At 64.2% G+C, this 25,457-nt stretch carries 23 protein-coding genes; 11 read left to right on the top strand and 12 right to left on the bottom strand.

Features of this window, described 5'->3' with window-relative positions; genetic code table 11:
* Nucleotides 1-450 precede the first annotated feature (450 nt).
* Complete coding sequence (locus M0D43_RS14365; RefSeq protein WP_252161937.1) at nt 451-1,008, top strand: fasciclin domain-containing protein; 558 nt, start codon at nt 451-453, stop codon at nt 1,006-1,008.
* A 503-nt stretch (nt 1,009-1,511) separates the two neighbouring features.
* On the opposite strand, the gene M0D43_RS14360 is transcribed toward M0D43_RS14365, so the two are convergent.
* From M0D43_RS14360 to M0D43_RS14345, 4 genes are all read right to left on the bottom strand, one after another.
* Entirely contained in the window at nt 1,512-2,957 is a 1,446-nt protein-coding gene (locus tag M0D43_RS14360; RefSeq protein WP_252161936.1) for a UdgX family uracil-DNA binding protein, read from the bottom strand.
* Between the two features lie 316 nt (nt 2,958-3,273).
* Nucleotides 3,274-4,518, bottom strand: a complete 1,245-nt coding sequence (locus M0D43_RS14355) for a putative DNA modification/repair radical SAM protein (protein ID WP_252161935.1) — start codon at nt 4,516-4,518, stop codon at nt 3,274-3,276.
* 350 nt (nt 4,519-4,868) lie between these two features.
* Complete coding sequence (locus M0D43_RS14350) at nt 4,869-5,699, bottom strand: dioxygenase family protein (protein ID WP_252161934.1); 831 nt, start codon at nt 5,697-5,699, stop codon at nt 4,869-4,871.
* A gap of 31 nt (nt 5,700-5,730) precedes the next feature.
* On the bottom strand, nt 5,731-6,141 hold the full coding sequence (locus tag M0D43_RS14345; RefSeq protein ID WP_252161933.1) for a DoxX family protein: 411 nt from the start codon (nt 6,139-6,141) through the stop codon (nt 5,731-5,733).
* A 106-nt stretch (nt 6,142-6,247) separates the two neighbouring features.
* On the opposite strand from M0D43_RS14345, the gene M0D43_RS14340 reads away from it, so the two are divergent.
* From M0D43_RS14340 to M0D43_RS14320, 5 genes are all read left to right on the top strand, one after another.
* Nucleotides 6,248-7,144, top strand: a complete 897-nt coding sequence (locus M0D43_RS14340) for a LysR family transcriptional regulator (RefSeq protein WP_252161932.1) — start codon at nt 6,248-6,250, stop codon at nt 7,142-7,144.
* A 304-nt stretch (nt 7,145-7,448) separates the two neighbouring features.
* Nucleotides 7,449-8,018, top strand: coding sequence for a flavodoxin family protein (locus M0D43_RS14335; protein WP_101362236.1), 570 nt, complete (start codon nt 7,449-7,451; stop codon nt 8,016-8,018).
* A gap of 140 nt (nt 8,019-8,158) precedes the next feature.
* Nucleotides 8,159-9,154 (top strand): aldo/keto reductase, encoded by a 996-nt coding sequence (locus M0D43_RS14330; RefSeq protein ID WP_252161931.1) that lies wholly within the window; start codon nt 8,159-8,161, stop codon nt 9,152-9,154.
* Nucleotides 9,155-9,397: 243 nt separating this feature from the next.
* Nucleotides 9,398-10,093 carry a glycosyltransferase gene (locus M0D43_RS14325; protein ID WP_252161930.1) on the top strand — a complete coding sequence of 232 codons (696 nt, stop codon included), beginning with the start codon at nt 9,398-9,400 and terminating at the stop codon, nt 10,091-10,093.
* A 150-nt stretch (nt 10,094-10,243) separates the two neighbouring features.
* Entirely contained in the window at nt 10,244-12,313 is a 2,070-nt protein-coding gene (locus tag M0D43_RS14320) for a M13 family metallopeptidase (protein ID WP_252161929.1), read from the top strand.
* A gap of 234 nt (nt 12,314-12,547) precedes the next feature.
* Here M0D43_RS14320 and M0D43_RS14315 read toward each other — a convergent pair whose 3' ends face one another.
* Entirely contained in the window at nt 12,548-13,474 is a 927-nt protein-coding gene (locus M0D43_RS14315) for an oxygenase MpaB family protein (protein ID WP_252161928.1), read from the bottom strand.
* Nucleotides 13,475-13,947: 473 nt separating this feature from the next.
* On the opposite strand from M0D43_RS14315, the gene M0D43_RS14310 reads away from it, so the two are divergent.
* Nucleotides 13,948-14,634: a hypothetical protein gene (locus M0D43_RS14310; RefSeq protein ID WP_313905462.1), complete on the top strand. Its 687-nt coding sequence runs from the start codon at nt 13,948-13,950 to the stop codon at nt 14,632-14,634.
* Between the two features lie 184 nt (nt 14,635-14,818).
* On the opposite strand, the gene M0D43_RS14305 is transcribed toward M0D43_RS14310, so the two are convergent.
* From M0D43_RS14305 to M0D43_RS14290, 4 genes are all read right to left on the bottom strand, one after another.
* Nucleotides 14,819-16,414: an APC family permease gene (locus M0D43_RS14305; RefSeq protein WP_252161926.1), complete on the bottom strand. Its 1,596-nt coding sequence runs from the start codon at nt 16,412-16,414 to the stop codon at nt 14,819-14,821.
* Nucleotides 16,415-16,579: 165 nt separating this feature from the next.
* Complete coding sequence (locus M0D43_RS14300) at nt 16,580-16,951, bottom strand: hypothetical protein (RefSeq protein ID WP_252161925.1); 372 nt, start codon at nt 16,949-16,951, stop codon at nt 16,580-16,582.
* Nucleotides 16,952-17,132: 181 nt separating this feature from the next.
* The gene (locus tag M0D43_RS14295; RefSeq protein ID WP_252161924.1) at nt 17,133-17,909 is read right to left on the bottom strand and encodes a LytR/AlgR family response regulator transcription factor; all 777 of its coding nucleotides are present in this window, start codon (nt 17,907-17,909) and stop codon (nt 17,133-17,135) included.
* Entirely contained in the window at nt 17,906-19,201 is a 1,296-nt protein-coding gene (locus M0D43_RS14290) for a sensor histidine kinase (protein WP_260807291.1), read from the bottom strand. The genes M0D43_RS14295 and M0D43_RS14290 overlap by 4 nt, the downstream gene beginning before the upstream one ends.
* Before the next feature lie 311 nt (nt 19,202-19,512).
* Between M0D43_RS14290 and M0D43_RS14285 the strand changes: the two genes are divergently transcribed.
* Nucleotides 19,513-20,727 (top strand): FAD-dependent oxidoreductase, encoded by a 1,215-nt coding sequence (locus tag M0D43_RS14285; RefSeq protein ID WP_260807290.1) that lies wholly within the window; start codon nt 19,513-19,515, stop codon nt 20,725-20,727.
* Nucleotides 20,728-21,048: 321 nt separating this feature from the next.
* On the opposite strand, the gene M0D43_RS14280 is transcribed toward M0D43_RS14285, so the two are convergent.
* Nucleotides 21,049-21,243 carry a hypothetical protein gene (locus M0D43_RS14280; RefSeq protein ID WP_260807289.1) on the bottom strand — a complete coding sequence of 65 codons (195 nt, stop codon included), beginning with the start codon at nt 21,241-21,243 and terminating at the stop codon, nt 21,049-21,051.
* A gap of 457 nt (nt 21,244-21,700) precedes the next feature.
* On the opposite strand from M0D43_RS14280, the gene M0D43_RS14275 reads away from it, so the two are divergent.
* Both M0D43_RS14275 and M0D43_RS14270 read left to right on the top strand, forming a co-directional pair.
* Nucleotides 21,701-22,207 carry a YciE/YciF ferroxidase family protein gene (locus M0D43_RS14275; protein ID WP_252161921.1) on the top strand — a complete coding sequence of 169 codons (507 nt, stop codon included), beginning with the start codon at nt 21,701-21,703 and terminating at the stop codon, nt 22,205-22,207.
* Between the two features lie 132 nt (nt 22,208-22,339).
* Nucleotides 22,340-23,239, top strand: coding sequence for a manganese catalase family protein (locus tag M0D43_RS14270; RefSeq protein ID WP_252161920.1), 900 nt, complete (start codon nt 22,340-22,342; stop codon nt 23,237-23,239).
* Nucleotides 23,240-23,339: 100 nt separating this feature from the next.
* On the opposite strand, the gene M0D43_RS14265 is transcribed toward M0D43_RS14270, so the two are convergent.
* Nucleotides 23,340-23,585, bottom strand: coding sequence for a hypothetical protein (locus M0D43_RS14265; RefSeq protein WP_260807288.1), 246 nt, complete (start codon nt 23,583-23,585; stop codon nt 23,340-23,342).
* Nucleotides 23,582-24,865 carry a sigma-54-dependent transcriptional regulator gene (locus M0D43_RS14260; RefSeq protein ID WP_252161918.1) on the bottom strand — a complete coding sequence of 428 codons (1,284 nt, stop codon included), beginning with the start codon at nt 24,863-24,865 and terminating at the stop codon, nt 23,582-23,584. The genes M0D43_RS14265 and M0D43_RS14260 overlap by 4 nt, the downstream gene beginning before the upstream one ends.
* A 382-nt stretch (nt 24,866-25,247) precedes the next feature.
* On the opposite strand from M0D43_RS14260, the gene M0D43_RS22195 reads away from it, so the two are divergent.
* Nucleotides 25,248-25,439 (top strand): hypothetical protein, encoded by a 192-nt coding sequence (locus M0D43_RS22195; RefSeq protein WP_425510599.1) that lies wholly within the window; start codon nt 25,248-25,250, stop codon nt 25,437-25,439.
* Nucleotides 25,440-25,457 lie beyond the last annotated feature (18 nt).

Below are 25,457 nucleotides of genomic sequence, written 5' to 3'. Positions count from 1 at the left end.
CCTGCCACCAACACTGTCGGCAGTACCAATCGATTGAACTCACTCTTTTTGGACTTCATGTTCTACAGCCTTGAGAACTGGTGATCACGCAATGGTATGGACAATAACGGCACTGGCCGGCGTCGCTTCTGCCAATGGCGAACATTCGTGCCGCTTTGGGCGGTCGTGACACTGGCGACGACGACGCTGGGCCTGATAACGGTCTGATCGCGCATCGCCTGCAGTGCAGTGCAGTCGCACCGTCGCGTTTTCAACACGATCGCTCGGCCTGCACCGAGGTCGCTGATCGAACAGACTCAACCATGGGCGAGGCGACAACGGAGATGCGGTGCCGTGGCGGCGCAGCATCTTCATGTAAAAACTGCGTGATGCATCCGCGCTGCAGTTGGCCGCGTATCCAGATCCACGATTGCCATCCGGGTAATCGCTCACCCAAAGGATCGATGCCTCATGAAGACTTCATTCCAGTCGCTTGCCGTTGCTACCGCCATTGCCCTGACCAGCGCCATCTCCCCCGCCTACGCTGCGTCCAATCCGATGGTTGGCGGCGCGCCGATGCTGGTGACCAAGGACATTGTGGACAACGCGGTCAACTCCAAGGACCACACCACGCTGGTGGCTGCCGTCAAAGCCGCCGGCCTGGTCGACACGCTGAAGGGCCCGGGCCCGTTCACGGTGTTCGCACCGACCAATGCGGCCTTCTCGGCGCTGCCGGCCGGCACTGTCGATACCTTGTTGAAGCCCGAATCCAAGGCGACGCTGACCAAGGTGCTGACCTATCACGTGGTACCGGGCAAGGTGGATGCCGCCTCGCTGATCGCCAAGATCAAGGCCGGCGGCGGTAGCGCCACGCTGACCACCGTGCAGGGCGAACCGCTTACCGCAAAGCTCAATGGCAAGAAGGTCACCATTACCGACGTCAAGGGCAATACCGCCACTGTCACCATTGCCGATGTCATGCAGCGCAATGGCGTGATCCACGTGGTGGACAAGGTGTTGATGCCGTAATTGCCTTCACCCGCACTGCGATGCGTCGTTGCTGACGCGTGCATGCGCCATCGGCGGAATGCGGCTTTTCCGCCAATGGCGCAGGGGTTTTTATGCAGGAGCGTGATCGCATCGGCAAGCGCTAGCTGGAGCGGTTGGCAATCCGTCGCACAACCGTCGTGCAACCGTAGACGGTGTTCGACATCGACATAGAAGACGTCTCATCCATGCCGATGTCGGTCGCCTATGACGCAACGCCTGACAACTGCCCGGCATGTCCCGTTCGCTACTGCTGATCGGCGCATGCATGTAATGGATCTGCCGTGCATCCGCTAGCACGCAGGTGCATGCAAGACGTCGTTCAACCATGCTGCGCGTTGCTGGAGTCAGTCTCAGCAACCGTCACCCAACCGCGAAGCGGCGGTGAGGGAGTCACCGGCGTGCCGGTGGCTCCGCTTGGTGTCCTGATTCTCCGACACCGTGCGCGTGCCCTTGCACGCGTATTTTTTTGCCCGTCTCGCACGTTACCGTTCTCTGTCCAGAGATCGTTCCAGCGCCTGCGGCGGGTCCAGCAACTGACGCAGATCTTCGACAAATCCGCGATAGCCTTCTTCGCGCGCATCCGTCGATGGCTGCCGCAACACCCAGGATGGATGCACGGTGGTCAAGACCGGCGTCCCATCGTCCAGGCGCTGCCACTGCCCGCGTTCCTGCATCAATCGGAAGCTGCTTCCCAGCACCGCCTGTGCCGCAGTCGCACCCAGGCAGACGATCTGCGCTGGACGCAATTGCGCCCGTTCGGCCTGCAACCACCCGCTGCATGCCTGCACGTGCGCACGCTCCGGATTGCGGTGCAACCGCCGTTTACCGCGTTGTTCGAAACGGAAATGCTTGACCGCATTGGTGACGTAGAACTTCTCGCGATCGACACCCAGCTCACCCAGCGCCATGTTGAACAGGCGCCCTGCCGGCCCGACAAACGGGCGGCCGCTCAAATCCTCTTCATCGCCCGGCTGTTCGCCGATCACCATCACCGATGCATCGTCGGGCCCTTCGCCGAATACCGTCTGCGTCGCCGGTTGCCACAGTTCGCAGCGCCGGCACTCCCGTGCAGCGCTGCGTAACTGCGCCAGGCTTTGGGTTGCCACGTCCGGCAGTGGCGCAGGCGTCGCCGGCACGCGGCGCCGTACCGGCTCAGGCACGCGCTCGGCCATCTCGCGCACGCGCACGCCGGCTTCGCGGATCAGTTCCGGCAGCAATGCGGCTTCGGGCAGGTTCTTCCAATATTTCTGCGGCATTTCCTGCCGCATCATGGTCGGGTTGAGCCGCGCCGGATTGAAGATATGGGCGTAATAGGTGCGCCACAGTGCTTCCTGCGCATCGTCGGCCGGTACCTGCGTGCGCACCGCTCCTTCGCCGAAGCTCAACGCCTCGCCATCCCAGCGCACGCTGCGGTACGGGGTCAAGATCGCCCAGCGCATGCCGGCGAAACGACGCGCGAAAAACGGGGCCACCCGGTCCACAATCCAGTGCTCGGGCTCGAACCAGGCAACGAAGTCCTCCTCTTCACCAGGCAAGCGGCGGAAGCGCACGAAGGCCTTCATCTTGTGCGTATCGCGCTGCACTGCCTTCTGCCATTGCCGTAGCCGGTGCACATCCACATCGGTGGCGCGTTCCAGCAATGCCTTCTCGCCGGCGGCAACGCGCCACAACAACCGGTACAGCACGGCATGACGCTGCGCATCGCGGTGACACAGCACCGATGCCGCCAACTGCATGAACTCTGCCGAGACGCGCGGTGGCGGCACCAGGGCCGGCAGCTCCAGCAGCCCTTGCCCCATTAACAGCCCGCCCTGCGCACCACCGTTCCAGGCCACATCATCCGGCTCGACCTGCGCGCACCACCCCGCTCGTGCCAACGCACGCCACGCGTCAAAACTCCACGGTGGTTCCACCTCAGCACTGAACATCGTTGACCTATCTGGTGTGGGTTCCGCCGCACGCTTGCGATGCGCACGGCCGCGCACGGCCGTTTGCCAGCCTGCACGTTAGCTGGGCAGGAAGGATTGGAAGCTCGTTGAATGGGATTGGGGAGTGGGAATTTGCAAAAGCTTGTACCGTTCGTGTCAGGACTGACGTTGATCAACACCGCTGCGGGGGCCGTAGCCTCACCCGCCCTTCGGGCCCCTTCTCCCGATGAAGGGGCAATGTTCCGAGGCGAGAAGGATGCAACAGCGCTGCTTTCAAGCTAAGAAGGAGCAGGCACCGGCGCATGGGTGCGCACAATCAGTCGAACAGGCTCGCCTGCCTAGGCGCTGGCGCCAACTGCGCACGCAACCTGACCGGGTCGTCCAGCCGTTGCCGCGGATGGTGATCGAGCACACTCACGAACGGGAGCAGTTTTTTCATCGGTACGCGCAGCCGCGCCAGATCGCCGATGCGCAACCGCGCATGCCGTCGCGACAGCAATAAACGCTCCACGTTGTGCGTGCCCAGGCCCGGCACCCGCAGCAGCATCTCGCGTGGCGCCGCATTCAAATCCACCGGGAATCGCTCCGGGTTGCGCAATGCCCAAGCCAGCTTGGGATCCACGTCCAGATCGAGCATGCCACTGGATTGCGCCGGCGCAATTTCTTCCACGCTGAACGCGTAGAAGCGCAATAACCAGTCGGCCTGATACAACCGGTGCTCGCGTTGTAGCGGCGGTGCCTGCAGCGGCAATTTGGATGAGGCATCCGGGATCGGGCTGAAGGCCGAGTAGTACACCCGGCGCATGCGGTAATTGCCGTAGAGATTGTGGCTGGTATCCAGAATGCTGCGGTCGTTGGCATCGTCGGCGCCGACGATCATCTGCGTGCTCTGCCCGGCCGGTGCAAAGCGCGGCGGCTTGGCACGGCGCACCGTTTCGGCCTTGCGTTCGAGCTGATTTTCTTCGATACGCCAACGCAGCTCGCCCATTGCCGAGCGGATGCCGCCCACGCTTTTTTCCGGTGCCAGCAGCGTCAGGCCCTGCTCGGTGGGCAACTCTACGTTGATGCTCAGGCGATCGGCGTAACGCCCGGCTGCGGCCAGCAATTCCGGCGTCGCATCGGGAATGGTCTTCAGATGGATATAGCCGGCGAAATGGTGCACCTCGCGCAACTGCCGCGCCACTTCCACCAGTTGCTCCATGGTGTAGTCGGAGTTGCGGATGATGCCGCTGGACAGGAACAGGCCTTCGATGTAATTGCGCTTGTAGAAGTCCAGCGTGAGCGTGACCACTTCTTCCGGCGTGAAGCGCGCACGGCGCACGTTGCTGGACACGCGGTTGACGCAATACGCGCAATCGAACACGCAGAAATTGGTGAGCAGGATCTTCAACAGCGATACGCAGCGGCCATCGGGCGTGTACGAGTGGCAGATGCCCATGCCCTCGGTGCTACCGATCCCGCCGGTGCCCAGCGAATGACGCTTGTTGGCGCCGCTGGAGGCACAGGAGGCGTCGTATTTGGCCGCATCGGCCAGCACTGCGAGTTTGTCGAGGATTTTCACGCAAGCAGCATGTCGTGAAGGCGTCTCAGCCTATGAGACTGCACGGCACCTCATCGTGAATGCTTCAGAGCGCTGCGCTGCCGGCTCTTGTCGGCAGCATGCCTTTTGGCTGCGCTGCCGGCGCTTGTCGGCAGCATGCCTCGCTACGGCCGGTGTGCCGTAGGTACCAAGCCGTATCGCCATGGATCTTGCCTGGTGTAGCCACCGCACCACAGCGGCTTGCAGCGGCAGTAACTGGCCACATGCCATGGCTTGCAGGCGGCTGGGCAGTGCCTCGGGATTGCGGGGCCGGCATGCCGCCTGCACCGTCGATGACAGCGACGGTGCAGGCGTGCTGCGCCTGCCGGGGCTCAGGCGGCGGCCGGGCCCGCAAGCGCGCGATCATTACCGGGATCGCCGTCGAACCGGTAGATATCCATCGCCAGAAATCCCGCGTCGATGCCGGCATCGATGCGCCGTGCGCCGAGCCGGTCGGCGCCGGCGGCGCCCATCGCCACGTACAGCGGCAACAGGTGCTCGTCGGTGGGATGCGCCCGTGCCGCATGCGGTGCCTGCCGGCGATAGTCCAGCAACGCGGCGATGTCGTCCTCCACCAGTTTGCGCTCGGTCCACTCGATGAAGGGCCGCACATACGGCGCCTCGCGCTCGGCGCTGTAGCCATGGCGGAAGTCGTGCAGGTTATGGGTGATGCTGCCCGAGCCGATTACCAGCACCCCGTCCTCGCGCAGCGGCGCCAGCGCGCGGCCGACCGCAAACTGGTGCGCCGGGCCAAGCTCGGGCTGGATCGACACCGACACCACCGGAATGTCGGCGGCCGGATACAGCAGGCGCAGCGGCACCCACACGCCATGATCGAAACCGCGCTGCGGGTCCAGCTGCGGATGCAGGCCGGCCTGTTCCAGCCGGCGCAGGATCTGCTGCGCCAGCGCCGGTTCGCCGGGCGCGGGATATTCCAGCTCGTACAGCGGCGCCGGAAAGCCGCCGAAGTCATGGATGGTGGGCGGCCGCGCCGCGCCGCTGACCAGCGGGCGACGGCCCAGCCAGTGCGCGGACGCAACGACGATCGCGCGCGGCCGTGGCAATGCTCGCCGCAAGTCGGCCAGCCGCTCGCCGACCTGCCCTGGCTGCAGCGCAGTCATCGGCGATCCGTGCGAGATGTACAGGGAAGGCAAACGGGTCATGGCGTACTCCTCGGAAGAACGACAGGCAGCCTCAACGCGCCGGCTTCAGCGCCCACGCGCCTTCGCCGAGCAGGGCTTGCACGATCAGCAACACCGCCCACAGCGCCGGGTATTCCCAGCCGCCGCCCGGGTTGGAGAAACCGAACCCGTTGGCACCATGCACCGTCACAATCGTGCCCAGCAGCAGCGGCACGCCCAGCAGCGCGACCCAGCGCGCATAGATGCCCAGCAACAAGGACACGCCGAGGCCCAGTTCCAGCGTCATGCTGACATACGCCAATGCAGCGGGCAGGCCGAGCGACTGGAAATACCCCACAGTGCCGGCTGGCGTGAAGACCACTAGTTTGGTCAAACCATGCACCAGAAACAGCACGCCCAGGCTGATGCGCAGCACGGCCGTGCCGGAGGCGGCGGTGCGTGGAGTTGCGAAGGCAGTGGTCATGGGATGGACTCCGTTGAGGACCACCACAGCCTATTCCTTAAAAAAATCTGATAAATACGCGCACTTCAGATAATTTATTTCACTAAATGAAATAATCGGAGTTGTCATGGATACCCTCGATGCGATGCGCGTGTTCACTGCCGTGGCCGAGCGCAGTGGTTTCAGCGCCGCCGCCGATGCATTGGACCGCTCCACCGCCAGCGTCACCCGTCAGGTTGCTGCGCTCGAACAGCGGCTCGGCACCCGTCTGCTCAACCGCACCACCCGCCGGGTCAGCCTGACCAGTGCCGGCAGTGCGTACTACCAGCGCTGCCTGCAACTGCTCGCCGATCTGGACGACCTGGAAGCCACCATTGGCGCGCAGGCGTTGGAGCCGGCCGGCGTGCTGCGGGTGAATGCGCCGGTGAGTTATGGCATTGAGCGTCTGGGCGCGTTGCTGCCGGGATTTCGCGCGCGCTACCCGCAGGTGGAGCTGGACCTGTCGCTGTCCGACCGCCTGGTCGACATGGTCGAAGAAGGCTTCGATGTCGCCCTTCGTATCACTCGCCAACCGGCGCCGATGCTGATCGCACGGCAGTTGGGCAAGGTACGGATACTGCCGTGTGCATCGCCGGCCTATCTGGCGCGTGTGGGCACGCCACAGCACCCATCCGATCTGGCCGGCCACGAATGCTTGCTCTACCACTACTCGCCCAGCGGCGATGAGGTGCGCTTTCATGGCCCCGAAGGCGCTATCGATGTGCGCCTACACGGCGGCCTGCGCGCCAACAACGGGCATGTGCTGAACGCTGCCGCGCTGGCAGGACAGGGCATCGTGATGCAGCCGGATTTCCTGGCCGAACCGCATCTCGCCGCCGGGCGCCTGGTGCGCATTCTTCCCGAATACACCCTTGGTGAAATCGGCATCTTTGCGGTCTACACCAGTCGCAGCCACCTGGCGCCGAAGGTGCGCAGCTTCATCGATTACCTGATCGAGTGCATGGCCGAGCCCGGACCCGGTTGAGCGCTGCGGGCGATGCCAAAAACACCTCGCGCATCTGCACGTGCATGCAATCAAAGTCGCTCGTCGGCAAGCAGTCTATGCAGGCCGAGGCCGAGGCCGAGTGACGCAGACGCAGAGATTACAATCGCTGGCGCATGACGTGACGCAGGCAGGCGCACCCCGGCCACACGCACCACCTCGGCAGGCGCATCACCGTTCACACGCCCGAGGAAACAACCGCGGCAACAGTTCGTCCCGTGCGTGGTCATTCTGCTGTCGTGATCGGTATGCGCACAATCCGCTTCCTCGTTCACCAGGAGTGTCCATGAGCAAGATCGCCATTGTGTATTTCAGCGGCTACGGCCACACCGCCAAGCAGGCCGAAGCCGTGCATGCAGGGGCCGCCAGTGTCGGCGAGGCCACGCTGTACCGCATCGACCAGGACGGCAACCTGCCCGACGACGCCTGGGAGGCGATCGGTGCCGCCGACGCCATCATCTACGGCAGCCCCACCTACATGGGCGGCCCGGCCTGGCAGTTCAAGAAGTTTGCCGATGCCAGCTCCAAGCCGTGGTTTGCGCAGGCATGGCAGGACAAGGTCGCTGCCGGTTTCACCAACTCGGCCTCGGCAAACGGCGACAAGGCCACCACCATCCAGTATCTGTGGACCCTGTCGCAGCAGCATGGCCAGATCTGGGTGGGCACCGGGCTGCCGCCAGCAAACACCAAGGCACACGGGCCGCAGGACGTGAACTGGACGGGCGGTTGGGGCGGCGCGCTGGCGATTTCGCCGTCGGACGCATCGCCGGACGAAGCACCGCGCAGCGGCGATCTGGAAACGGCCAAGCTGTTCGGCAAGCGCGTTGCCGAATTCGCCGCCAAGCTCAAGGGCTGATCGCACGTCACAACAGCCCGCGCAGCTCGGCAGCGTTGCCTGCCGAGCTGCGCGGGCTGTGCGTTAGCGTGTGGGCCACATCGCGCTAACGCCTTGCGCGCCATTGTTGCCCGACCTTTTGCTGCACGGAGTCCCCCACCATGCAAACCCGCACGCTTGGCCGTTCCGGCCCCACCGTCTCGGCGCTCGGCCTTGGCTGCATGGGCATGAGCGCGTTCTATGGCGACCGCAGCGACGAGGCCGCTTCGATCGCGGTGATCCACCGCGCGCTCGACCGTGGCATCAGCCTGCTCGACACCGCCGACATGTACGGCCCGCACACCAATGAAGTGCTGGTCGGCAAGGCGATTGCCTCGCGCCGCCATGAAGTGTTCTTGGCCACCAAATTCGGCATCAAGCTCGACCCCAACGATCCGTCCGTGCGTGGCATTGATGGCAGCCCGGCGTATGTGCAGTCCGCCTGCGAGGCCAGTCTGCGTCGGCTGGGCGTTGAACATATCGACCTGTATTACCAACACCGCGTCGACCCCAACGTGCCGATCGAAGACACCGTAGGCGCGATGGCGCGCCTGGTCGAACAGGGCAAGGTGCGCTTTCTCGGTTTGTCGGAAGCGGCCGCAGCCACCATTCGCCGCGCGCATGCGGTGCATCCCATCACCGCGGTGCAGACCGAATATTCACTGTGGTCGCGCGAGCCGGAAGATAACGGCGTGTTCGCCACGGTGCGCGAACTCGGCATCGGGTTCGTGCCGTACTCGCCGCTCGGCCGCGGATTTTTGACCGGTGCGTTTTCGTCGCCAGACGATTTCGATGCCGACGATTACCGCCGCCACTCGCCGCGTTTTCAGGGTGACAACTTCACCCGCAACCTGCAGCTGGTGGAGCAAGTCAAGGCGATCGCTGCCGACAAGGGCATCACGCCCGGACAATTGGCGCTGGCCTGGGTGTTGGCGCAGGGCCAGGACTTGATCCCCATTCCGGGCACCAAGCGGCTGGCCTATCTGGAAGAAAACATCGCGGCGCTGGATGCGGCACTGATGCCGGACGAGCTGGCACGTCTTGATGCGATCTTCCCGGCGCAGGCCGCGGCCGGCACGCGCTATCCGGAAGCGATGATGGGTGCGGTCAACCGCTGAGCCGCGCTGGTCGTCACCGCAGTGGCCGCAGCGATCGTTGCGACACTGCGTTGACGTTGGCGTTGGCGTTGGTGAGCTTGCTACCTACCAATGCCGCCATCCAAGACATCACGCGCGATGAAGTGGCATGTGCCTGCGCCGCAGTGCTCGCTTGATCCCGAGTGGATCGTATTGACCGTTCCCGCTCACATCATCGCGTCGCTGCACCTTGCAGACTGGGCACAGCCCACACGAACCACGCCCATGCTGTCCTTCGTGATTCCCGCCCATGACGAGGCCGCCCTGATCGGCGACACGCTGCAGTGCCTGCATGCTTGCGCGCAAGCGATGCAGCTGGACTATGAGGTGATTGTGGTGGCCGATGCCTGCGAAGACGCCACTGCGGCCATCGCACGCAGCCATGGCGCGCAGGTACTGGAGGTGCAGCTGCGCCACATCGCCGCGACGCGTAACGCCGGCGCGCAGGCCGCACAAGGCGACCGCTTGTTATTTCTGGATGCCGACACCCTGATCAATCCGCAAGTTGTTGGCGCCGCATTGGCTGCACTGGATGCCGGCGCGGTGGGCGGCGGTGCGCACGTGCATTTGCAGGGCAAGCGCGTGTGGTCCGAGCGCATGGCGCAGGCGTTTTTTGGCTGGTTTTTTCGTGTGTCCGGCATTGCGCCCGGGTGCTTTCTGTTCTGCACGCGGATGGCATTCGTCAGCGCGGGTGGCTTCGACACGCGTTACTACGCCGGCGAAGATGTGGCCCTGAGTCGGGCGCTGGCGCGCTGCGGACGCTTTGTAATCTTGCGCCAGACCGTGCACACCTCCGACCGCAAATTGCGCAGCTTTTCCAAGCGCGAACACCTCGGCCTGCTGCTGCGATTTCTGTGGCATGGACGACGCATGCTGCAGACCCGCGATGCACTCGGCTTCTGGTATCAACGCCGGCGCTGAACCGAGCGTGTCCGCACTACCACGATCCGCAGCGTCGCCTGCCCGCGAACCGGCACGTGGCACCGCAGGCCACTTACACTGTGCTTTCTGTTCCGGTTATACGAGTTGCGCCGCATGGCATTTTTGCATCGCCCCGTCCTGATCGCTGCCATGTCTGCCGCGCTGCTGACCACCGCAGCGTGCCACCGCGATGGCGCGACCCCGGCCGCGAGCACGCACCCAGCGCCACCTCCTAGTCAGCCCAAGCTCGGCGATTTCGGCTTCGATGTGGCCGGCATGGACCGCAGCGTGGCGCCGGGCGACGACTTTTTCTCGTACGCCAGCGGCAACTGGGTCAAGACCACGCAGATTCCGGAAGACCGCTCCAGCTTCAACAGCTTCGTCTCCATCGCCATCGAGACCGAGCGGCATAGCCGCGACATCATCGAAGGCGCTGCCGCCAACGACCGCGTCACCGGGGAAGACAAGCAGATCGGCGACTACTACGCCGCTTACATGGATGAAGCCAGCATCGAGGCCAAGGGCGTGCGCCCGGTGCAACCGGAACTGGATGCGATCGCCCAGCTCGACGACAAGCAGGCGCTAGCGCGCACCTTGGGCGGCCAGCTGCGCGCCGATGTGGATTTGCTCAACTCCACCAATTTCTATACCGACCGACTGTTCGGCCTGTGGGTGTCGCAGGACCTGCATCATCCAGGTCGCTACGTGCCCTATCTGGTGCAAGGCGGCCTGGGCATGCCCGAGCGCAGTTTCTACCTGGACGGTGGGCGCATGGCACAGCTGCGCGAGGCCTACCGCGCGCACATTGTCACGCTGCTGGAGCTGGCCGGCATCAGCGATGCGCCCGCGAAGGCCGAGCGCATCCTGGAACTGGAAGTCGCCATGGCGCGCGTGCACGCCACGCCTGAGCAGACCAACAATGTGCAGGCCGGCGCAAATGCCTGGAAACAGGCCGATTTCGCGCACAATGCTCCCGGCCTGGACTGGGCGCTGTTCTTCGACGCCGCCGGTCTGAACGCACAGCAGGATTTCATCGTGTGGCAGCCGCGCGCAGTGAGCGGATTGTCGGCGCTGGTGCAGTCCGAGCCGCTGCAGACCTGGAAAGATTATCTGAGCTTCCGCGCGCTGGATCGCGCCTCGCCGTATCTGTCCAAGGCCTTCGCCGACGAGCGCTTCGCGTTTTACGGCACGACGTTGGAAGGCACCCCGCAGCAGCGCCAGCGCTGGAAACGCGGCATCGACGCGACCAACGCCGCATTGGGCGAAGCGGTCGGCAAGCGCTACGTGCAGAAGTACGTGAGCGCGCAGACCAAGACGCGCGCCGAAGAGATGGTCAAGAACATCGTCATCGCGTTCGGCAAGCGCATCGATGCACTGGAGTGGATGAGTGCCGAGACCAAGCAGCACGCCAAAGCGAAAATCGCCGGCTTGACGGTGGCGGTTGGCTACCCGGACAACTGGCGAGACTACAGCGGGCTGGACGTGCGCCGCGACGATGCGCTGGGCAATGTGGAACGTGCCCAATTGTTCGAGTACCGCCGCAATCTGGCCAAGCTGGGTAAGGCAGTCGATCACCGCGAGTGGTACATGCTGCCGCAGGAAGTCAACGCGCTGAATGTGCCACTGGAAAACCGCCTGATCTTCCCGGCGGCAATCCTGCAACCGCCGTTCTTCGACCCAGCCGCCGACGATGCGGTGAACTATGGCGCGATCGGTGCGGTGATCGGGCACGAGATCAGTCATAGCTTCGACAACATGGGCGCGCTGTTCGATGAACACGGCGAACTGCACAACTGGTGGACGCCGCAAGACCTGAAGAAGTTCGAGAGCGCCGGCAACGCGCTGGCCGCGCAGTTCAGTGCCTACAAACCGTTTGACGATCTGTCGGTCAACGGCAAGCTGACACTGGGTGAAAACATCGCCGACGTCGCGGGCCTGGCCACGGCATACGATGCCTACCAATTGTCGCTGCAGGGTAAGCAACCGCAGACCATCGACGGTTTCAGCCCGGATCAGCGCTTTTTCCTCGGTTTTGCGCAGGCCTGGCGCAGCAAATATCGCGACGCGGCACTGCGCAATATCGTGCTCACCGACGTGCACGCACCCGGCCGCTTGCGCGCGCAAACCGTACGCAATCTGGATGCGTGGTATCCCGCCTTCGATGTGACGCAGGGCCAGCGGCTGTATCTGGCGCCGGAGCAGCGGGTCAAGATTTGGTAGGTGTTGTCGGTGCTGGTGACTGCAACGCAGTTTCTCCACGCAATGGTCGAGCTAGCGCTGAATGCCAATTACCCATACTGGGAAGTCCACTCACCCCAGTAGACAACTTGGGGAGAATACGATGCCGCTGCACGCTCGTATACATCATGGGTGTCTGCGATCAAAATGCGGCCACCGGGCGCATCTCATGCGGCTTGCCACTGCGCAACACCCTGTCACTTCGCCCCACCGGCATTACGCTCTGCCAGGCCACTCCAGCAACATCGCCGGCGGTAATTCCATGCGCCTGCACGCGCGCGCAGACAGCCCGTCGCGCAAGGCCGTGCGGAACAGCGGCGACATGCTGCGTAGCAGACGTGCCGATGCGCGCGCCTGCGCGCGTTGCGTGGTGGTGCGGCCGAGCATGTCGCTAGCCCAACTTGGCAACAAGGCCGTGCCGGCACCGAGAAATACGCCCCGCGACAGGCCTGCCGCGGGCACCGGTAGCTGGATACTGGTGAGGATGTCCAGCACTTCGCGCGAGCGCGCGTCCATGCGTAACTCTCCAAGGACCGATGCAAAATACGCATCCACCTGCGCCTCGCTGGCAGGCACGTCGGCTGCACCTAGCGCTTCGGCAACGCGTCGCGCTTCGTCGTAATAGCGGTCGGCGATGGCAGTGGGCACATCACGGCAATAGCGCCGGCATCCCTGCAAAAACCCATAGGCTTCGGTGACATGCACCCAGGTGAGCAACTGCGGGTCGTTGGCGTCGTAGGGCACGCCGTCAGCAGTGTGGCCGCGGATATGCGAGTGGATCTTGCGCACGCGGACGATCAGCTGTTCGGCCTCCGCACGTGGGGCGTAGGTGGTGCCGGCGACGAAGTTGGTTGTGCGCCGCAGCCGCCCGATCAGGTCGGTGCGGAAGTTGGAATGGTCGTACACCCCGGCCAGCGCACGCGGATGCAACAACTGCAACATCAATGCGCACAAACCGCCGGACAGCATGCCTGGAAATTCAGAGTGGATGCGCCAGGTGATGCTATCGGGCCCGAAGATGCCCGGATCGCCCAGCGGCTGATCGTATTCAATGGTGCTCTGCCCACGCGGAAAGGCGCCGAGCACCCAACGGTGGATCTGTTTGGCGACGGGGGCGGTGAGCGTACGCAGGACGGCTGACATGCTGCGATGATACGCATGTCATCTGCAACGCCAGATCAGCGCATTGCCGACCAGGCACCTGCTCGTGCGTCAGCGATGGCGACTGCCATCTGGGGACGGTCGTGGTGAGGCCGTGGGAATGCGGGGCGGTGGCTTGGCATCTGCATGGTGCAGCGATCGGCCAGTCACTCATCAATGCCCCCCTTTCTACGAGCCGGCTCGGCGTTGCACAAATGCCCTGCGTCATCGCTTTCAACATGCCAAACAAGACGGCTTCCCCACCCTATCGCACGTGGCGATTGCCGCAGCATCAGGTGTGCAGTGCAGCAAGATCGGAGATGGAGCGCAGGCAGGCCTCGGCGACAGTGCGCTAAATCCGCCTGAATTCAGCAATTTGTGCGCGCATGCGCAGAATGGCGTGGCCACGGCTTCGCCTGAGGCATTGCCATGCACAGCGAAAGTGCTAGAACTAAGACCGTCCGACAACGCCCTGCATCGCCAGCACGTTACGGACGCTCCAGGGCACCGGCCGCGGCCAGTGCAGCAAGTCGTTCGTACCAGCCATCCGTCAGGAGCTTGTCATGATCGCTTTGTTCCAGGGTTTAGGCCTGCTATTGCAGGACAACGCACTCCATCGGCGCTCCTTCGACGAACAGGTCGTCTACTGGCGCGACAAGACCGATGCCCAGCTCGACGAAGAGCTCGATCTGCTCAAGGTGGCCAAGAAACAGTGGGTGATCGCCTCGATCATCGGCTGGCAGGCCATTTCGCTGGTGTTGCTGGGCGTGATCACCCACCAGCTGTGGCAGAACGACTACCACCTCACCTTCAGCCGCGTGGTGATCATTTTCACCTCGTGGGCGTCCATCCTGTTCGTGATGTGGTACATCGCCGACCTGTTCGACCACAGCGCCGGTTTCGAACGGTGGTTGCGCGCCTTCAACAGCCGCGCGCGGGTGACGCCGGATGCCGACTCGGTCGAGTGCGTTGCCGACGCGCTGGAGATGACGCGCCGCTACCCGGAAGTGCTGCGCTACAAGCAGGAGGTGACCTCCAAGCGCGAGTTGCGCCATGAAGACATCGTCAACATGCGCGAAATGGGGCGCTTGCGCCGCTACACCGAATTGTTGCGCGACCTCGATCGCTTCGATGGCGCACCACGGCTGGTGGTTAATTCCTGACAAGCGCCAGCGGTGGATGCGGTGAAGCGCTGACCCAGCCACATCCACCTGCAGCGATGATTCCGCTGGATACAAAACGGCCGGTGCCCAATGCACCGGCCGTTTTGTTTTATTCCCAGCCGCTACTGCCCGCCGGTTTACGGTAGTGATCGCCGGCTAGCAGCGCACCCGAACGCGCAATCAGCTACGCCTGCGCAACCGCCTTCTCCACCGACGGGGTACGCCAACCGCTACGCACGCCCCAGATGTAGAACACCACGCCTACTGCGGCGACAACAGCCAGATCGGTGCCGTAGCTGAGATAGCCGTGGCCGCCGAAGTCGCTGCTGCCGGCCCAGGACAGCAGCGCGATCGTCGGCAGGTAGCAGATCATCCAGGCCGCGCCCTTGAGGTTGCGGCCAAGGTCCGGCCAGCCCTGCTTGGCCTGGTAGTAGCAGTACACCGGCAGCGCCACGACCATCAGCAGGATGATCTCGCCGGTCAGCGGCCAGCGCGCCCAGTACAGCAGCTCGGTGGCCATCACGAAGGCCACGCCGGCCAGTACCGGCAGCGCGGCGATGCGCAGCGGGCGGTGCAGTTCCGGGGCGTGGCGGCGTAGCGCCATCGCGCTGATCGGGCCGGTGAGGTAGGAAATGATGGTGGCCACCGAGATCACCGCCGCCAGCGTGCCCCAGCCGCGGAAGAAGAACAGGAACACGAACGACACCGCCAGGTTGAAGAACATGGCCATGCGCGGCACGCCCCAGACCGGGTGCAGTTTGCCCAGCGCAGCCGGCATGGTGCCGTTCTTTTCCATGCCGTAGACCATGCGCGCGGTGGTCGCGGTATAGGTGATGCCGGTGCCGCTGGGGCTGACGAACGCATCGATGTAGAGCAGCATCGCCAGCCAGTGCAGGTTGACGATGATGGCCAGCTCGGCGAACGGCGAGCGGAAATCGATGCCGTGCCAGCCAGCCTTGGCCAGCAGGTCCGGCGGTACCGCGCCGATATAGGCCACCTGCAGGATCACGTAGACCACCGTGGCCAGCGCGATCGAGCCCAGCACCGCGAACGGAATGCTGCGGCCCGGGTTGCGTGCTTCGCCGGCCAGGTTCACCGGGCTCTGGAAGCCGTTGAAGCTGAAGACGATGCCGGCGGTAGCCACCGCGGTAAGCACCGCGGCCAGGTCGATTACGTGCGCATCGCCGTGGATGCCGACGCTGAAGTTTTCGCTATGGAAGCCGCTGGCGATCAGGGCCACGCCGGTCGCCGCCGGCACCACCAGCTTGAACACGGTGATCAGGGTATTGGAGCGCGCGAACAGCTTGACGCTCCAGAAATTGAGGAAGAAATACACCAGCACCAGCATCGCCGAAATCAGCAGGCCGGGTACCGACAACTCCCCCGCCCCGCCGGGTGCCTGCACATACAGGCCCTGCGCCCAGGCCCATGGCCAGGAGGCCATGTACTGCACCGAGGCCTCGGCCTCGACCGGGATCACCGACACGATTGCGATCCAGTTGGCCCAGCCGGCGATGAAGCCCACCAGCGAGCCGTGCGAGTAATGGCTGTAGCGCACCATGCCGCCGGACTCGGGGAACATCGCTCCCAGTTCCGCATAGGACAGCGCGATGGTGGTGATGATCGCCGCACCGAGAATCCAGGCCCAGATCGCGCCGGGGCCGGCCAGGCCGGCAGCGCGCCAGGCACCGAACAGCCAGCCGGAACCGATGATCGAGCCCAGGCCGGTGAGCATGAGGGCGAAGGGGCCAACGTCGCGGCGTAGCGAGTGTTCGGACATGAGAAGCCTGGCAGTGAGGGCGCCGTGAACCGGCAACAAGCCTGTAATGATCGCAGAAGCGACCGCTTGTCGTCAGTGCGTATTCAGGCTTACTGGAGTCGTTGCCCTTCGTGTCCCGCTGATCCTGTGCCGCGCGGCCCGCCCGCACACGTCAGCCGATGGCGCTCAGCCGTCGCAATCGGCACGTGGTGCCGCGGTGGCCACGCAGGTGTGCGCCTGGCCGGAGACGCCGCGTAATTCGCGCATCTGCCCCGGCGCCAGTGCAAAGCTGTCCAGAGTCTTGCGGGCGCAGGCCGGCGCGCTGGCGGTGCTGCCGGCGCTGCGGGTCGCGCACTGTTCTTCGTAGATCAGGTAATAGCAGTGGCCGGAATTGCTGGCCAGGCAATGCACGTTGGTCGTAGTCGCCGTGGTCAGCGTCTTGCTGAAGATCACATCGCGGCCATCGCTGGTGGCACGGGTGATCGAGGTGGTGCCATTGCGTTCATGGCAGCCGGCCAGGGCGAGCAGGCAGTACACCAGGGAGGCGATCAGGCGCATGGAGGAAGTCCTTTCATTGATGCGAACGGGGGAAATCGGAATGGCCGGCACCACAACTGCGAGACGTCAGACGGATGCGGACGCTGTGCGGGAACGGATGGACCACTCACGCTTGCACTTCGGGTTGAGCGTGCCGTCCGCACCTGCCTGACGACCGCCCGCAACGTGTTGCTCACCGCAGCTACATGCCGCGGAACAGGCTCATGAACGGCTGGCTGACAGTCAGCGTTTCGCTGCGGCCGCGCAGCGCCAGCCGGCCCTTGCCGGTGTCGTCGCGTACCACCGAAGCGACCGCCTTCATGTTGACGATGGTGGAGCGGTGGATCTGCTTGAACACCTGCGGATCCAGCACATCCAGCAATTCGCGCAGCGGCGTGCGCAACACCGCTTCGCCGGCGGCGGTCATCACCGTGGTGTATTTCTGATCGGCCTGGAAATACGCCACCTCTTCCAGCGCGATCAAGCGTGTCTCGCGGCCGCTGCTGGCGGTGAGCCAGGCTAGCGGCGGTGCAGCGTTCGTGGCGGCCGGGCGTGCCGACAGACGCTGCAGCAAGGTCTCCAACAGCGCGCCATCCGGCTGACCGGCAGCGGCGCGTTGTTGCACGCGCTGCCAGGCGGCCTGCAGGCGCTCGCGGCTGATGGGCTTGAGCAGGTAGTCCACCGCACCGTGTTCGAACGCGTCGATGGCGTACTGATCGTAGGCGGTGACGAAGACCACCTGCGTGCGCGGGCTGACCTCGCGCATCGCGCGTGCCACTTCGATGCCGGTAAGGCCGGGCATGCGGATATCCAGAAACACCACATCCGGTTGCTGGGTGGCGATGGTTTCCAGCGCGCTGGCACCGTCTTCGCATTCACCCACCACCTGCAGCTGCGGACACACCTCGGCCAGCAGCGCGAGCAAGGACTGCCGCAGCAACGCTTCGTCTTCGGCAACCACCGCACGCAGCGCGCTCATGCCTGCACCTGCGGAGCGTGCGCGGCCGCAGTGGACACCGGCGGCGGTGAGGGCGCGGCAACCAGCTGCGCAGGCAGCGGCAGACTGATCGTGGCAGCCACCCCGCTGGGGAAATTGGACACGATGGCAAAGCTCGCCTTGTCGGCATAGATCAACTTCAGCCGCTCGCGCAGGTTCTTCAGGCCGATGCCGGTGCCCTGGCTGTGCGTGTTGAAGCCCTGGCCATCGTCGGCCACGGTGAGCGTGGCATGGTCGTCATGGCGACGCGCCAGAATCCACACGGTACCGCCGCCGGGCTTGGCTTCCAGCCCGTGTTTGATCGCGTTTTCCACCAGCGTCTGCAACATCATCGACGGCAGCGGCAGCGCGCGCAGTTCGTAGGGCACTTCGACCTGCAAGGCCAGCCGCGTGCCCATGCGAATACGCAGGATCTCCAGGTACGCCTGGGTGCGTTCGAGTTCTTCGCCCAGGGTGGCGATGGCGCCGTCGGCGCTGGGCAGCGAGCTGCGCAGGTACTGGATCAGATGGCCGATCATGATGTCGGCGCGCGGCGGGTCGGTGCGCGCCAGCACCTGCGCACTGGCCAGCGTGTTGTAGAGAAAGTGCGGTTCGACCTGCGCATGCAGCAGATTCAGGCGCGCCACGGCCAGTTCCTTTTCCATCACCGATTGCTCGGCGGCGGCCTGTTCGTCACGACGCTGCTCACCGACCCGGCGCACCACCGCACGATTGATCGCCTCGGCGTTTTCGTAATTGCTGCCTTCGTCCACCGCAAACAGGTCCACCCACGCGCCGGCGTCGGGCTCGCACAGCACCGTGACGCTACTGGTGCCCTGCCCCGGCGTGATCGTGGTCAAAATCTGGTTGTGGGTGATGGCAAAGCGCGCGAACAGATTCCAGCGCGACGGCTGGCGTCCTTCATACGGGTCGATGCGGCGCACCTTGGCACGGATCAGCAGGCTACCCGGCGCACACTCGATATCCTGTACGCGTGGCAGCGCACGCACCGCCTCTTCCATGACCGCGAAGCTGGCCTGCACATCCAGCGGCACTTCGATCTGACGACGCTGACGGGTGGACAAGGTGGTGTGATCCAGCCGATCGGCGATCAGGCGCACCCGCCGCACATGAGTGATCGAACTCATCAATGCCAGCGTCAGCAAGACCATGCAGGCCAGCGCAAAGACCGGGCCGACCGAGCCGAACAACTGCGCCCACATGATGCCGGCCACCACCAACGCGGCGGCCCAGGCGAACACGATACGCACGATCAGGAAGACGCTGGCGGACACGGATGGCAGCTCGTTGGGATGGGACGCGGCGAGCATAGCCGGCGCGCGCCACGACGGAAGCCCGTGGCGACGAATGGCCGCCAGCGCGGGATCAAGCGCCAGGATTGCGGCGCGAAACCTTGGCGCTGCGGCGCAGGCAGTGGTCGATGCGCGCGCTATGCTGGGCACCTGCAGGCGCTGCGCATGTCGCGTCCGGCGGCCGGCAGCGGCGGATCGCACGGAGTGATATGGCAACAGCGCGCGGTTACGCAGGCATGGCTCGCCGCAGCGTGGCGATCACCTCAACCCATCACAGCACGTCAGGGAGTTGCATGCACCGTCGTCATTTTCTACGCAGCGCCGGTGTTGCGCTGGCGACCGCCTCCACCGCGAGCTGGGCAGCAACCGACAAGGCGCTGGCCATTCCGCCCACCGCACTGCCGGTGACGCTGCCGGGTAGTTCGCCTGCACCGTTCGCGGATATGCCGCCATTGGCACCGATGCGCGCCTCGGTCGATCGCATCATCGCCATCAACGGTTGCACGCGCCCGTTCCGTGCGCAGGGGCCGCGGATCGAAGCCGAGCGCATCGGCCGCAAGACGGTGGTGCACAACTACGGGCATGGCGGCAGCGGGTGGTCGCTCTCCTGGGGCGCGGCCGAACAGGCGCTGCGGCTGGTGCGAGCGGCCGACCCCGCCGCGCGCGAGTTGGCGGTGATCGGCTGTGGCGCGATCGGCCTGACCACTGCCCTGGTGGCGCAGCGCTCCGGATTGCGCGTGCGCATCTATGCGCACGAGCGGCTTCCGGACGTGCGCTCGTTCTATGCCACCGGCGTGTGGTCGCCGGATTCGCGCGTCTGCACCAGCGAATACGCCACTGCCGATTTCAAGACGCGTTGGGAAGAGATGGCGCGCACGTCGTTTCGTCGTTATCAGACCTTACTGGGTCTGCCCGGCGAGCCGATTGAATGGCGCGATGGCTACGTGCTCTCGGACGTGCCGTTCGATCAACCTGTCGTCTCTACCGAAGCGCATGAACCGAACTATCCGTCGCTGGAACGCGACCTGATCGATGATCTCGGCCCGGACTCGCAACCGGTGGCGGCCGGCAGCCATCCGTTTCCGGTGCCGTTCGTGCGCCGCTACAGCCAGCTCACCTTCAACCTTAGCGCCTACGCACGCTTGTTGATGGAGGATTTTCTGCAGGCAGGCGGCGAGCTCTACACGCGGGAGTTCGAGCACCCGCGCCAGTTCAGCGACCTGCACGAGAAGATTCTGATCAACGCCACCGGTTACGGTGCGCGCGCCTTGTTGGGCGATGAGAGCGTGATCCCGGTGCGCGGGCAGACAGCGCGCCTGGTCCCGCAACCGGAAGTCACCTATGGGCTGGTCTGGCGCGGCCACAATCTCAACGTGGTGCCGCGGCGCGACGGCCTGCTGGTGCAAGCGCAAGGCGCGCACGACTTCAATAACGCAGACGGTACGCCTGATCGCGCAGCATCGGAAGCGGCGGTGCGCGAGCTTGCGAAGCTGTTCGCAACAGGCTGAGCGGTGCGCACGCATTGATGGACTGCGTGCGGAGTGCACCAAGGTGTGTGCGCCTGCTGGGATATGCAGTGGCGTCTGCCAGACGCCGTCGCTTCGGAGGGTCATGCCAAGCCGACCACTGCGCTTGCGCTGGTCGTCTGACTATCGATAGACGCCAAGAGCAGCTACAACACCTGATAAGCACTCTGCAGGTATGCATGTACGGCGCATGCGAATCGCAGTGCATGCGTCATACATGCTGCACTGGGCGCCCGCCGCGCTCGCCTGGCGGTGTGTGCAGTTGTTCTGTCAGCGCTCTAAATGCCGTTCCGCATCGCAGCGCTAATGGTCTTCAAGCGACGCCTGCAATGCACTGGCTAGCGCGGCATCGCCGCTGACCAGTTCGTCCCAGCGCAAGGTCACGCCTTTGCGCTTGCCTTTCTCAACCAACTTCAAACCTTGCGGATCGATGATCAAGGTATATGCCTGATCGCCGAGCTGCAGTTCGCGACGTAATGGTTTGTCCAGCGGCGTCATCGCGCGTCTCGCAGAAAGTTCGATCACTGTTGTAACCCATCGGCGTTGCCCACGCGCGGCCGATCCGTCTCTCGGCGAGACCGCATCCGTGGTAACGCCGCTGCGCATTCCTGCGGCCCAGCGCAGGCGACCGCGATGCGCCCCGCCCACGCAGCAATCACTGCCAGTCAACGCGGGCGCTGCCTGGCACCTGCGTGAGCGATGCGTGTACGCAGGGCGTTATGGCACAGGTCGTTCTCGCATCGGGATCACCCTGCCTACCGATCGCGCTAACACTCGCAGGATTAGCTTGGCGATTACGCGGTAACGGCCGGGCGCAAGCGCGCCATCCCACAGCGGAGATCGCGCGCCGGAAAGCAATCGTGCTCGCGTCTTATCGAACGCGAACAACCAGAACGCTTTACCGCTCAGCGGTGACCGCCATGTTCAACCTTTGACCAACACGCAGGAATCACCCATGGCGATCAAGACTGTCGAAGAACTCTTCATCCATGAGCTGTCAGATATCTACAGCGCCGAAAAACAACTGACTAAGTCGTTGCCGCGCCTGGCACGTGCGGCGACCGAACCGAAATTGAAAAGCGCGTTCGAAACCCATCTGGAAGAAACCCTGGGCCAGATCGAACGCATCGACCAGGTGGTCGAAGTGCTGGGTATCAAGCTCAAGCGCATCAAGTGCGCGGCAATGGAAGGCCTGGTCGAAGAAAGCCGCGAGGTGATCGAAGACATCGAAGCCGGCCCGGTCCGCGATGCCGCGCTGATCGGCGGGGCGCAGAAGGTGGAGCATTACGAAATCGCCTCTTACGGCACCATCGCAGCGATGGCCAGGCAACTCGGCTATGCCGATGCGCTGCCGCTGCTGCTGGCAACACTTGAAGAAGAAAAAGCCACCGATGAAAAACTGACCCTGCTGGCAGAGCAAGGCGGCAATCAGAAAGCGGCCAAGGCCAGCAAGGCCGCCTGACCCACTGCGCAGCACCTACCGCCCAGCACAGGCCCGCAGCCCATGCGGGCCTCCTTTTTTAAGCCAACGCTTCCACGTGTCTGCACGCCGCAAGGCGTTGTAGTTGCAGGGGCGCCAGCCAAGGAACACTTCATGTTCATGCATAACAAGCGTTTGATGTACACGGTGCGCGTTGCCGCGCCCAATCCGGAGCTGGCCACGCTGATGCTGGAGCAGTTCGGCGGGCCGCAAGGCGAGCTTGCCGCTGCGATGCGCTACTTCACCCAGGCGCTGGGCGAGAGCGATCCTGGTCGCAAGGACCTGTTGTTCGATATCGCCACCGAAGAACTCAGCCATCTGGAAATCATCGGTTCGATCATCGCCATGCTCAATCAGGGGCCGAAGGCAGTGCTGTCCGAGGGCATGGAAGAGGCCATGGACATGCGCAGCATGACCCAGAACAGTACCAGCCACACCCAGCAGATCCTGTACGGTGGCGGGCCGGCACTGGTGAACTCGGCCGGCACGCCGTGGACGGCCGCGTATGTGGATTCGATCGGCTGTCCGACCGCCGACATGCGCTCCAACATCGCCGCCGAGGCCCGCGCCAAGCTGGTCTACGAGCGCTTGATCACCGTCACCAGCGACCCCGGCATCGTCGATGCCCTGCGCTTTCTGATGACACGCGAAGTGGCGCATCAGAAGTCGTTCGAAAAGGCGCTGTATGCGATCGAGCCGAACTTCCCCCCGGGCAAGTTGCCGGGCGATCCGCGTTTCACCGATATCTACTACAACATGTCCCAAGGCGAGGGCGACATGGTCGGCCCATGGAATTCCGGCGAGCAGTGGGAGATGGTGGCCGACCGCGACGAACAGGCCTGCGTGGATGGCGGCGACGGCACCGCATCGGTGGCGCTGGATGCAACCCAGGCCAGGGCGGTGGCAGCCATGTCGCAACGGCTGCTGTCCAACCCAGAGTTGGACCGCGTCACCGGTGCGGATCTGGGCGCGGGCCCGGGTGCCGGTTCGACGACCGGCGACATTCAGCGCTGAATCCGGTGGGCGCCACGGCGCCCACCTTCGGTCAGCCAGCGGCGCGACACCGCAAGTCGTCCGCTGCGCCAACGGCTGGACCCGGCACCGGCATCCAGCGTTATCGATCCACGGTCTCCCGCGGCGGCGCATCGTCCGGCGCCTGACGTCCCTGCGCCTGCGCACGCTCCTGCTCGCCCAACTGGTTGAGCAAGGCTGTGGCCGATTGATGCGCCGTGCGTAGCGTCTCCATCGGTTTGGAGGTGTCGCCACGCAAGGCATACAGCGCAAAGCCCATCACGTTGAGACGGTTACGCAGCTCATGCAGCAGCTCGCGCTGCCGCCCCTGCGATGCAGCATCGTTCACGACGCGTCCTTGTCGCTCAGTCGGTTGTGCAGCGTACGCACGCTGATGCCCAGTTCGCGCGCCGCCGCCTTCTTGTTGAAGCGCGTGCGTGCCAATGCCGATTCGATCATGGCATCTTCGGCCTGACGCATGGTCCAGCCGGCAGGAATCAGCAAGCCGTCTTCGTCGGCCTGCGGCACGGTCTGCTCCACATCCGGCGCACTCAACAGATCGCCGTCGGAACGCAGATACAGATAGTGGATAAACGAGCGCAGCTCGCGCACGTTGCCCGGCCAGGCGTGGTACGCCAGATAGCGCAACAGCGACTTGGTCGGCAATTTACGTTTGCCGTACTTGACGTTGAGCTCGTCGATCACGCGCAGCCCCAACAGGCGCGCATCGCCACGGCGCTCGCGCAGCGGCGGCACCTGGATCGGATATTCGTTGAGACGGTAGAACAGGTCTTCGCGTAGCACCGCCTGCTCGCGCTGCACATGCTGATGCGTCGCTGCCACGATGCGCGCGTCCAGTGCAATCTCTTCGTTGCCGCCCACGCGCATGAAACTGCGCGATTCGATCGCCCGCAGCAGATACACCTGCAGCCGCTTGGGCATCTCGCCGATTTCGTCCAGGAACAACGTGCCGCCTGCGGCCTGCTCCAGGAACCCGGCGTGCCGACGGTCGGCGCCGGTGAAGCTGCCGCGCTCGTGGCCGAACAACTGGCTGGCCAGCAACTCCTCCGGAATGGCGCCGCAGTTGACCGGCACGAAGCGGCCGCTACGACCGGACACGCGGTGGATGGCGCGCGCGACCAGATCCTTGCCGGTACCGGTTTCGCCGGTCACCAGCACATTCAAATCGGTCGGCGCGACACGCACGATGTCCTTGCGTAGCATCGCGATGCTGTCGCTGTTGCCGACAATGCCCAGGTTGCCTTGTTGCGCTTCGCGCAACCCGCCAAGCACACGCTCCAGACGTTCCGGGGCGAATGGCTTGGTCAAGAATTCGCTCACCCCGAACTGCTTTGCACGGCCCTGGGTTTCGCGAGCGTAATCGCCCGACACCACGACGATCTGTGGGGTGTGATCCGGGTCGAGCCTTTCTATCAGATCGAAACCGCTGCCGTCTGGCAGGCCAACATCCACCACCAACAGGTCGGGAAAGTTGCTGTCCAGCCAGCGGCTGGCTTCGCCAAGGGTGTGGATGCCCTTGGCATGGAAGCCGCTATCGGTGGCGAGTTCAACCACCTGATCGCAGAACTCCACGTCGTCGTCGATGATGGCGCAGGAAAGACGGTCCATGAGCGCTTCTGTCCGAAATGACTAATAGATGGTCAGTTGAGAATTGTGACGGCCGCAGGAAATACGCTGGCACACCACATCGGAAATTGCATGCTGCTGTCACGGTGTGTGAATGGTGCAGCGCTCTCCCCCAAGTCGAGCCCGCCGTGATGACTGTGGGCGAAGTACGCATGGAAGCGCTCGATTGCGCTAGTGCCAAGCGTCATGGTCGTGACTGGTTGCCGTCTCGACAATGCCGAAACGCCAAGGAGTGCAAGGTTTGCAGCGGCAACCAAACCAGTCCGAAGGCAGGGGCCGCGCTGGTCGAGCGCGGGTTCAGCTCGCTTGCGTGTGTGCATTGGTGCCAGGATATCAGCCGGGGCCGCCATAAGCCGACGCCACCGTGATACCGCATGAACCCGTCAGAAAACCGTGTTGGGCCCGCTGGGTTATCCACAGCCTGCTGCGTGCAACGCGCGCCCACTTGACTGACGCAGAAGCGATCAAGGCGGCACACGACGCCCTATGCCTGATCCCGGACTCGATGAATGCCGTCCTCGCCGATTGGCTGGTGCCGCGCTGCCTGCGCCATTGATGCGGAGCGTGATGCGAC

It is taken from the genome of Xanthomonas prunicola (genome assembly GCF_025266575.1).
Lineage (GTDB): Bacteria > Pseudomonadota > Gammaproteobacteria > Xanthomonadales > Xanthomonadaceae > Xanthomonas > Xanthomonas prunicola.
Note: the sequence above shows the minus strand (reverse complement) of the source record. Positions and strands in the feature narration are given on the sequence as shown.

Bases quoted from the DNA above. Each gene is read 5' to 3' on its own strand.
- M0D43_RS14365 (WP_252161937.1), top strand. From the start codon at position 451: ATGAAGACTTCATTCCAGTCGCTTGCCGTTGCTACCGCCATTGCCCTG.
- M0D43_RS14360 (WP_252161936.1), bottom strand. From the start codon at position 2,957: ATGTTCAGTGCTGAGGTGGAACCACCGTGGAGTTTTGACGCGTGGCGT.
- M0D43_RS14350 (WP_252161934.1), bottom strand. From the start codon at position 5,699: ATGACCCGTTTGCCTTCCCTGTACATCTCGCACGGATCGCCGATGACT.
- M0D43_RS14345 (WP_252161933.1), bottom strand. From the start codon at position 6,141: ATGACCACTGCCTTCGCAACTCCACGCACCGCCGCCTCCGGCACGGCC.
- M0D43_RS14340 (WP_252161932.1), top strand. From the start codon at position 6,248: ATGGATACCCTCGATGCGATGCGCGTGTTCACTGCCGTGGCCGAGCGC.
- M0D43_RS14335 (WP_101362236.1), top strand. From the start codon at position 7,449: ATGAGCAAGATCGCCATTGTGTATTTCAGCGGCTACGGCCACACCGCC.
- M0D43_RS14330 (WP_252161931.1), top strand. From the start codon at position 8,159: ATGCAAACCCGCACGCTTGGCCGTTCCGGCCCCACCGTCTCGGCGCTC.
- M0D43_RS14325 (WP_252161930.1), top strand. From the start codon at position 9,398: ATGCTGTCCTTCGTGATTCCCGCCCATGACGAGGCCGCCCTGATCGGC.
- M0D43_RS14320 (WP_252161929.1), top strand. From the start codon at position 10,244: ATGTCTGCCGCGCTGCTGACCACCGCAGCGTGCCACCGCGATGGCGCG.
- M0D43_RS14315 (WP_252161928.1), bottom strand. From the start codon at position 13,474: ATGTCAGCCGTCCTGCGTACGCTCACCGCCCCCGTCGCCAAACAGATC.
- M0D43_RS14305 (WP_252161926.1), bottom strand. From the start codon at position 16,414: ATGTCCGAACACTCGCTACGCCGCGACGTTGGCCCCTTCGCCCTCATG.
- M0D43_RS14300 (WP_252161925.1), bottom strand. From the start codon at position 16,951: ATGCGCCTGATCGCCTCCCTGGTGTACTGCCTGCTCGCCCTGGCCGGC.
- M0D43_RS14295 (WP_252161924.1), bottom strand. From the start codon at position 17,909: ATGAGCGCGCTGCGTGCGGTGGTTGCCGAAGACGAAGCGTTGCTGCGG.
- M0D43_RS14285 (WP_260807290.1), top strand. From the start codon at position 19,513: ATGCACCGTCGTCATTTTCTACGCAGCGCCGGTGTTGCGCTGGCGACC.
- M0D43_RS14280 (WP_260807289.1), bottom strand. From the start codon at position 21,243: ATGACGCCGCTGGACAAACCATTACGTCGCGAACTGCAGCTCGGCGAT.
- M0D43_RS14275 (WP_252161921.1), top strand. From the start codon at position 21,701: ATGGCGATCAAGACTGTCGAAGAACTCTTCATCCATGAGCTGTCAGAT.
- M0D43_RS14270 (WP_252161920.1), top strand. From the start codon at position 22,340: ATGTTCATGCATAACAAGCGTTTGATGTACACGGTGCGCGTTGCCGCG.
- M0D43_RS14260 (WP_252161918.1), bottom strand. From the start codon at position 24,865: ATGGACCGTCTTTCCTGCGCCATCATCGACGACGACGTGGAGTTCTGC.